This window comes from Mesorhizobium sp. M7A.F.Ca.US.014.04.1.1 (genome assembly GCF_003998745.1).
In the GTDB taxonomy this organism is placed as follows: Bacteria; Pseudomonadota; Alphaproteobacteria; order Rhizobiales; family Rhizobiaceae; genus Mesorhizobium; species Mesorhizobium ciceri.
On the sequence record NZ_RZRW01000256.1, the window covers coordinates 1 to 8,108 of the forward strand.

General features: G+C 65.1%; 8 protein-coding genes. 1 reads left to right on the forward strand and 7 read right to left on the reverse strand.

Going from position 1 to position 8,108, the window contains the following annotated elements:
- Positions 1-86: 86 nt before the first annotated feature.
- Positions 87-1,115, forward strand: coding sequence for a LacI family DNA-binding transcriptional regulator (locus tag EOA22_RS17775; protein ID WP_024501567.1), 1,029 nt, complete (start codon positions 87-89; stop codon positions 1,113-1,115).
- Between the two features lie 57 nt (positions 1,116-1,172).
- Here the strand turns inward: EOA22_RS17775 and EOA22_RS17780 are convergent, their stop codons facing one another.
- From EOA22_RS17780 to EOA22_RS17810, 7 genes are all read right to left on the reverse strand, one after another.
- Positions 1,173-2,192, reverse strand: a complete 1,020-nt coding sequence (locus EOA22_RS17780) for an aliphatic sulfonate ABC transporter substrate-binding protein (RefSeq protein ID WP_063168543.1) — start codon at positions 2,190-2,192, stop codon at positions 1,173-1,175.
- A gap of 36 nt (positions 2,193-2,228) precedes the next feature.
- The gene (locus tag EOA22_RS17785; RefSeq protein ID WP_127224208.1) at positions 2,229-3,125 is read right to left on the reverse strand and encodes an ABC transporter permease; all 897 of its coding nucleotides are present in this window, start codon (positions 3,123-3,125) and stop codon (positions 2,229-2,231) included.
- A gap of 12 nt (positions 3,126-3,137) precedes the next feature.
- Entirely contained in the window at positions 3,138-3,974 is an 837-nt protein-coding gene (locus tag EOA22_RS17790) for an ABC transporter ATP-binding protein (protein WP_013530817.1), read from the reverse strand.
- A 17-nt stretch (positions 3,975-3,991) separates the two neighbouring features.
- Positions 3,992-4,318 carry a ferredoxin family protein gene (locus EOA22_RS17795; RefSeq protein WP_013530816.1) on the reverse strand — a complete coding sequence of 109 codons (327 nt, stop codon included), beginning with the start codon at positions 4,316-4,318 and terminating at the stop codon, positions 3,992-3,994.
- Complete coding sequence (locus tag EOA22_RS17800) at positions 4,315-5,940, reverse strand: FAD-binding protein (protein ID WP_024501571.1); 1,626 nt, start codon at positions 5,938-5,940, stop codon at positions 4,315-4,317. Before EOA22_RS17800 ends, EOA22_RS17795 begins: the two co-directional genes overlap by 4 nt.
- A 31-nt stretch (positions 5,941-5,971) precedes the next feature.
- Positions 5,972-6,568 (reverse strand): thioredoxin family protein, encoded by a 597-nt coding sequence (locus tag EOA22_RS17805; RefSeq protein WP_063168544.1) that lies wholly within the window; start codon positions 6,566-6,568, stop codon positions 5,972-5,974.
- A 280-nt stretch (positions 6,569-6,848) separates the two neighbouring features.
- On the reverse strand, positions 6,849-7,793 hold the full coding sequence (locus EOA22_RS17810) for an ABC transporter substrate-binding protein (protein ID WP_063168545.1): 945 nt from the start codon (positions 7,791-7,793) through the stop codon (positions 6,849-6,851).
- Positions 7,794-8,108 lie beyond the last annotated feature (315 nt).

Genomic DNA, 8,108 nt, shown 5'->3' on the forward strand with positions numbered 1-8,108 from the left:
GGGCGGATACATCATTTCCCATCAGAATCGCCGATGGCGGGGAAGCCGTCACCAGCCGATCTGACGCATGCAGGAGATGAAAGACGGTGCGTTCCACCCTGACTGACATAGCCCGGGAAGCCGGCGTCTCGGCCGCCACCGTCGACCGCGTGCTCAACAACCGACCCGGCGTGCGGGCGCGCACGCGCGAAATCGTGCTCGAAATGGCGCAGCGCCTCGGCTACATCGCCGAAGGCCCGAACGGCGCGCCGCCACGGCCCTCGCCTGGCGAGGTCATCCGACTCGACTTCGCGCTGCCGGCCGGCACCAATTCCTTCATCAAGATGCTGCACCGGCACATCGAGGCACAGGCTCTGGCGCGGCCCGACCTCGATGTCCATATCGCCACCATCGAGGGCTTCAATCCTGACCGGCTCGCCCGCCTGCTGCAGGACCTGCGCGGACAGACGCAAGGCGTCGGCGTTATAGCGCTCGACCATCCGACGGTGCGCGAAGCGATCCGATCCCTGTCGGCCAACGATATCAAGGTGGTGACCATCGCCTCCGACATCCTGCATGTGCCCAGGGTCGCCTATATCGGCATCGACAACCGCGCCGCCGGGCGGCTGGCCGGCTATCTGCTCAACCGCTTCATGGGATCGGGGCATCCGGGCAAGGTGGCGCTGTTCGCCGGCTCGCTGTCCTATCGCGGCCACGAAGAACGCGAGATGGGGTTCCGCCACGTCCTGACCGAGGAATCACCCAACCTGCAGATCGTCGAGATGCGCGAAATGCTCGACGACCGCGAGAAGGCCTATTCGGAGGCATCGGCCCTGCTGGAGCGGCACCCCGACCTTGCCGCGATCTACAATGTCGGCGCCGGCAACACCGGCATCGCCCGCGCGCTCAAGGAGCACGGCCGCGCCCAGTCCATGGTCTTCCTCGGCCACGAGGTGACGGACGGCACCAAGGACCTTCTGCTCGACGGCACGCTCGACGCGGTCATCGACCAGAACCCGCGCGTCGAAGCCCGCGAAGCGCTCAACACTTTGACCCATGCGGTCCGGGGATTGCCCTATGAACTGCACCAGCCAAGGCTGCAGGTGATCTTCAAGGAGAACATCCCAGAGATTTGACGGACCAGACGAACGGGGCAGCGCGGTAAAGCGCCCGCCCCGCTCGATGCTTCCAGTCTATTGGACGGCAGCGACTTCAGCCGCGGCGCCATCGACAAAGCTCTTGTCGACCCATTTTCCGTAGTCGATCGAGCCCTTCAGGAGCCCGGCGCTGGCCATGAATTTCTCCTCGCCCTGCAAGGCGGCGATCGCGTCGTCGGTGAGTTTCGGATCCTGGTGGAACACCCCGTCGGCATAGGTCTTGCGGACGGATTTCTCCGACGACTTGGTCGCCTCCACAAACGTCTTGATCGTCTCGTCCGGATGAGCGTCGGCCCAACGCGAAATCTCGATGTCGACCTTCAGCAGCCGCTTGACCAGATCGGGATATTTCGCCGCGAAGGCGCCGTTGACCGAGATGACGTTCGGCACGTTCCATTCCGGATGGGTGCTGGTGTCGAACAGCACCCGCGCCTCGCCGGTGTCGCCCAGCTTGGCCGCCGTCGAATCCGTCTCGACAATGGCGTCGATATCGCCGCGCAGCAGCGCCGGGCCGGATGCCTCGAAAGGCAGGTTCAGACCTTCGACGTCATTGGTGGTCAGGCCGACGCTGTTCAGTGCCTTGCTGAAGTTCGAATGCCGCACCGTTCCGGTGAGATAGGCGACCTTCTTGCCCCTGAGATCCTGCAGCGTCTTCAACGGCGAGTCGGTTTTGACGACGATGTAGGAACCGCCGGCCTTCACATAGCTCGACAGGCCGATCAGCTTGACGTCGGCGCCGGACGCAGCAACGCGCAGCGCCGGATTGTTGCCGGTATAGGTGAACTCGATGGCGCCGGTCGCCAATGCCGTCGTGGCTTCCGAGCCGCCGTTGAAGGTCACCAGTTCGACCTTGATGCCGTCCTTGGCGAATTCCTTGTCCCACCAGCCGTCCTTCTTGGCGAGGATGAATTTGAGGTGCCCCGGCGCCGTGCTGCCGATGCGGATGATGTCAGGCTTGTCCTGTGCGAAGGCAGGCATGCCGCCAAGGCCGATTACGACGGCAATGGCGCCCTTCAGAAGCAGCCGGCGAATTGCGTCGAATGGGATGTTGGGCATGGGAAAATCCTTCCTGTTTGGAATGAATGGGGCCGCTTAAATGAGCGAGGTCTCGGACTGGCCCTTCCAGGCTGTTGCCCAGCGCTCGAACCAGACGAGCAGGTAATTGACGGTCAGGCCGATGACGGTCAGCGTCAGGATGCCGGCGTACATGTCGGCCGTTTCCATCATCAGCTGCGAATTCTGGATGAGGAAACCGAGGCCGGATTTGGCCGCCAGCATCTCGGCGCCGATGACCGCGAACAGCGAGGATTTCACCGCCAGCCGAGCGCCGGCGACGATCGAGGGAATGCTGGCCGGCAGGATGACTTTCCGGAACAGGTCGAAGTCGGACGTGCCCATCGAGCGCGCCGCCTTGATGAGCAGCGGATCGACCGACTTGACGCCGCTGATCGTGTTGACGAGGAGAAAAAACACCGAGGAGTAGAAGGTGATCGCGACCTTCGATTCCTCGCCGATGCCGAGCAGCAGGATGAACACCGGCAGAAGCGCGAATTGCGAGGTGTTGCGCAGCGTCTGCACCAAAAGGTCGGAAACCTTCTCGAACAGCGAATAGCGCCCCATCAACAGACCGAGCGGGATGGCGACCACCACGCCGAGTGCGAAGCCGATCGCAGCGCGCTGCAGGCTTATGCCGATATGCTCGATCAGCACGCCCGAGGCGAGCAGCGCCCACCCGGCGACCAGCACCTCGCTCAGCGGCGGAAAGAAGATCCGGTTCAGCCAGCCGAGCCGGGGCGCGATCTCCCACAGCAGGAAGAACAGGCCGAGCAGCGGCAAGCCATAGAGGAATGTGCCGCGGCTCGCTTTCTTGCTCCGGATCTTGGCGTTGGCCTTGATGGCGGGGACCCTGGCGGCGGCTACCGTTTCGCCAGCGCCGGCAAACAGGTGGAGCGCTCCAGCGGAGCCAAACTTCTCGGTCAGATAGGCCATGGGTCCAGTTCCTCAGTGACTGAAGGCTGGCGACAGAGTCCAGTCCTTCTGCGCCTTGTTGACCTCGTCGCGCAGCACGTCCCAGACGCGAGCGCGATATAGATTGAATTCGGCGCTGGCGCGGATGTCGCCGTCGCGCGGCCGTGGCAGGTCGATATCGATGATCTCCTTCACCGCGCCCGGCCGCGCCGTCATCACCACCACCCGGTCGGCGAGGAAGATCGCCTCGTCGATCGAGTGGGTGACGAAAATGACCGTCGTGTTGATCTTGCCCCAGATCCGCAGCAGCTCGCCTTGCAGAAGCTCGCGCGTCTGCTGGTCAAGCGCCGCGAACGGCTCATCCATCAGCAACACTTCCGGGTTGCTGGCCAGCGCACGCGCGATCGCCACACGCTGCTGCATGCCGCCGGACAGCTGGTTGGGAAAACGGTCCTCGAAGCCGGCAAGGCCGAACAGCGACAACAGATGGCGGGCCGTCGCCGTGCGCTCAGCCTTGGCCACGCCGCGCACTTCCAGCGCATATTCGATGTTGGCGAGCGCCGTGCGCCAGGGAAACAGCGCATATTGCTGGAAGACATAGCCGGTCTTCGGGTCGGGCCTGGTGATGCGCCGGCCATCGAGCTTGACGTCGCCGCCGGTCGCCTGCGTCAGCCCGCCAATGATGTCGAGCAGCACCGACTTGCCCGAGCCGCTGGGGCCGACCAGCGTGATGAACTCGCCCTTGCGGATCGAGAGGTCAACGCCATCGAGCACGGTGACGCGGTCGGTCGCCTCGCCATCGACGGTGACGAACTGCCCCGGCTTGAGCTGGAAGGTCTTGCTGATGTCGCTGACGACGATACGGTCCATATCTGTCTCCGATCGGTTCACTGCGCCACGCGGATGCGGTGCGTCGGGTCGAATTCCGAGCCGCCGGCCTTGCCGCGCTTCCAGCCGAGCGCGCGGGCATAGGAGCCAAACAGCTGTCGGGCGTCGGCCTGAGCTTCCGTGATGCCGGTCGGCCCTTCGGCGAACTCGGCCACATAGAGCGCGTCGGTCGGGCAGTAGATTTCGCACAGGAAGCAGGTCTGGCAGTCCTCCTGGCGGGCGATCACTGGCACGCCGCTCTCGGTCGCGTCGAAGACGTTGGCCGGGCACACCTTGACGCAGATGTCGCATTCGACACAGCGCGTGGCCGAGACGATCTCGATCATGACGCCAGCTCCGCCAGCCGCTCAGGCGCGCCTGCGATGCGGAACGCATCCACACCGGTGATGACCAGCCGGTGCGCGAAGGCCGGGCTCTTGCCCGGCAAATCGGTGCGGCGATGCATACCGCGGCTCTCGGTGCGGTGCAGCGCTGCGGCCACGGACCAGCGCCCGGCGGCGGCGATCGAAGCTGCCTCTCGGGTACGGACCCTATCCAGCCCGTCGCCTTGCAGATGGTCGCGCACGTCGCGCCAGACACTCTCCAACCGCTCGCCGCTTTTCTCCAGGCCTTCGCCGGTGCGGAAGAAATTCTTGTCGAGCGGCGTCACCTCACTGCGCACCGCCTCGATGACTTCGCCTGCCGAGATGTCGACGCGCGGCGATGATGCAGGACGTAATCCAGCCTGGCCAAGCGACTGCACCTCAGTGCGGAATGCCTTGCCGGTCCGGCGCTTGGCATGGGTCGAAGCGCCCTTGCCCGCCCACCAGCCGCTGGCCAGCGCCCAGGACGAATTGACGGCGCCGCCGCCCGACACCGCACCGGTCATGATCTCGCGGCTGGCCGCGTCGCCGGCGACATAGAGGCCGGGTACGCCGGTGGCGCAATCGTCGGAGACGATGTCTATGCCGCCCGTGCCGCGCACCGTGCCTTCGGCGCGCAGGGTGATGCGGAACAGCTCGCTGAAAGGGTCGATGCCGGCGCGGTCATAGGGCACGAAGCAATTCGGCTGGCCCTGGCGCAGCCAGCCCTGCAGCGCTGGTTCGGCCTGATCGAGCCGCGCGTAGACCGGGCCGTCGATCAGCGCGCGCGCCACTTCCTCCTCGCGGTCGCCGATGCCGTTGCGCAACGGCTCGCCGGTCGGCCCGACGATCGGTGAGCCATCTTCGCGATGGAACGACGCCCAGCGGAACGGCAGCCCCTTGTTCAACGAGGAGCCGTAGGGCGCCAGCGTGTATTTGCCGGTGAACTCCATGCCCGACAGGCTGGCGCCGGCCTCCGCCGCCATCAGATAGCCGTCGCCGGTCAGCCCGGTCGCGCCGAGGATGCGCTCGCGGAAAGCGCAGCCACCGGTCGCCAGCACCACCGCGTTGGCGTCGACGCGCCAATCCTGGCCGATCTGCCTGGCGACACCGGCGGCGCCGACGATGGCATCGCCGTCCGACAAAAGTTCGAGCGCGGGATGATGGTCGAGGACGGTGACGCCGGCCAAAAGCACGCGGCGGCGCATGAAGCGCATGTAGTCCGGGCCGCGCAGATTGGCGATGTAGAGCCGGCCGTCATCCTCGCTCGGGAAGGGATAGCCCCATTCGGAGAGCCTGAGCAGGTTGCGGTAGGCGGTGTCAACGCAGCGCAGCATCCAGCGCGGGTCGGCGAGTTCGCCGGTGCGCTGCCAGCGTCGCTCGACCACGGCATGCCTGTTGTCGCCCGGCGGCACGCACCAGGTGCCGGTGTTGGACGGCGCGGTGGCGCCGCTGGTGCCGAGATAGCCCTTGTCGGCCAGCACCACCTTGGCGCCGGCCTCGGCCGCGGCGACTGCTGCCCAAGCTGCCGACGGACCGCCGCCCAGCACCAGCACGTCGGCCTGGAGCAGCAAGCTGTCGGAAGCGGATTTTTGCGGCTTGGGCATGGAGACCTGGCGAATAAAGTCGAAGCAGGCGCTAGGCCGCGCGGGCCGCGCTGGAAGACCACACCGGCTCGTTGCCCGCGCTCCACTTGATGTTGCAGCCGATCGACGGCGCCTGGCTGGCAGTGGGCCTGCCGCCCTCCAGCACCGTATCGACCGCCGCGCGCAGATCGGCACCCGTCACCGGCTTGCCGTTGCCCGGCCGCGCATCGTCGAACTGGCCGTGATAGGCGAGCCGCCGGTCAGTGCCGAACAGGAAGAAGTCGGGCGTGCAAGCCGCGCCATAGGCTTTCGCCGTCTGCTGCGACGCATCCTTGAGATAGGGGAAGGAATAGCCGAATTTTCCGGCCTCCTCGCCGATGCGGGCGAGCGTCTCCTCCGGATGCGCCTCGTGGTCGTTGGCGTTGATCGCCACCACCTGCAGCCCCTTGCCGGCGTAATCCCTGGCGAAAGCGGCAAGCTGCTCGCGGATCAGCACGACGAACGGGCAGCGGTTGGAGATGAAAGCGACGAGCAAGGCCGGCTTGGCGTCGAAATCGGCAAGGCGGTGCAGCACACCTTGCGCGTCGGGCAGCAGGAAGTCGGCGGCCCTGGTGCCGAGGTCGACCGGATTGGACTCTGTTTTCGGCATCGATGCGCTCCCTTGTGCAACCATTTTCACAGGCCAAGATGCGAGCGCTCCGAGCGCTCGCAGTTAGTCTATGAATTTAGTATAATTATAGGCTGGAGAGCGCATTCACGGTCAACCGCGCGGCTTAGAATATCGTGCCAATGTTTCAGGCCGAGCCGCCAAGTTTGTTCGGGCGGAAGCCGATCCGGAGAAATCCGGACGGACAGCATTTATGAAGCGCAACGGGGTTCGGCGACGAAATTGTACTGCCCAGCCGAACCGTCTTGCGATTTTCGCGACGTCATTCCCCTTCCGGATAGAGCGCTTTCGCCAGGTCGCGGATCGCATCCGATGTGCGCGGGCCGAAGCCGATCATGTAGGCGCCGTCGAGCACGACCAGCGCCTTCTTGGCTGCCGCCGGCGTTGCCGCCAGCGCGCGGTTGCCGAACACCAGCTCGGCCGACGGCCCGCCCTTGCCGTCGCCCATCATCAGGATGACGTCAGGCGCCATCTCGATCAGTTTTTCCTCCGACGCCGCCTTGTAGCCCTGTACGATGTCCATAGGGTTGAGGCCGCCGGCATAGCGGATGATGGCGTCGGCAGAAGTACCCGCGCCGGCAGCGCTCAGACGTACCAGGCCATGGAAGAACACCACCTTCTTGCGCCGCTCCGGCGGAATTTGCGACGCCAGATCCGCGGCAGCCTGAAAGGCGGTGAGCACCTCGGCGGAAACCGCCTTGCCCTTGTCCTCGAGCCCAAGGCTGGCGGCGATCAACGTGATCTTGTGCTCGATGCCTTGCGGGCTGTTGTCCTGCGGGACCAAGACGATCGGAATTGCCAGCGACTTCAGCACCTCGACCGCTTCAGGAGGCCCGCTGTCTTCTGCGGCCAGGATCAGGTCGGGTCGCAGGCTGGCCAGCCCCTCGACCGAAAGCTGGCGGCGGTAGCCGACATTGGGTTTTTGCGCGACTTCAGGCGGATATTTGCTGCCGCGATCAATAGCGACGATTCGCCCGCCGGCGCCCAGCGCGTGGACGATCTCGGTGACGTCGGAACCGAGCGTCACGATCCGGGTCGCCGCGCCCGGCACGACGGTTCGTCCCAGCGCATCGACAACGGTCTCGGCGGCCAGCGCCTTGAAGCCGCAGGAAGGCGCCAGCACCGCCAGTGCCAGAAGCAGCACCGCCGCGATCCTGCCCGGTTGCGACCAGTGGGTCGTCTTGCCTTCGCCTAAACTGCCAACCATGCCGCTGTTCCCGTGCCAGATGCTTCTCGAGGATGGTCGGCTATAAATTTAAAGTTGACTTATGTCATCATGTTTAAATATGTGACCCATGCCCTGACCTGACTGGTTGAGGGATTTTCAATAATGCCAGCCAAGGCCGCTCAGCCACCGCCAGCAGTTTTGCTTTTGCTTGGGGGCTGCATGACAACGACAACAAACACGACATCGATGGCGAGCACGGCGCTCGCCTTCGTGCTCGGCCTCTGCGCCGTGCCTCTTGCCAGCGCGCAGGAACAGGACCGGGAGAAAAAGGCCGCCGCCAAGACCGGCCGCCTG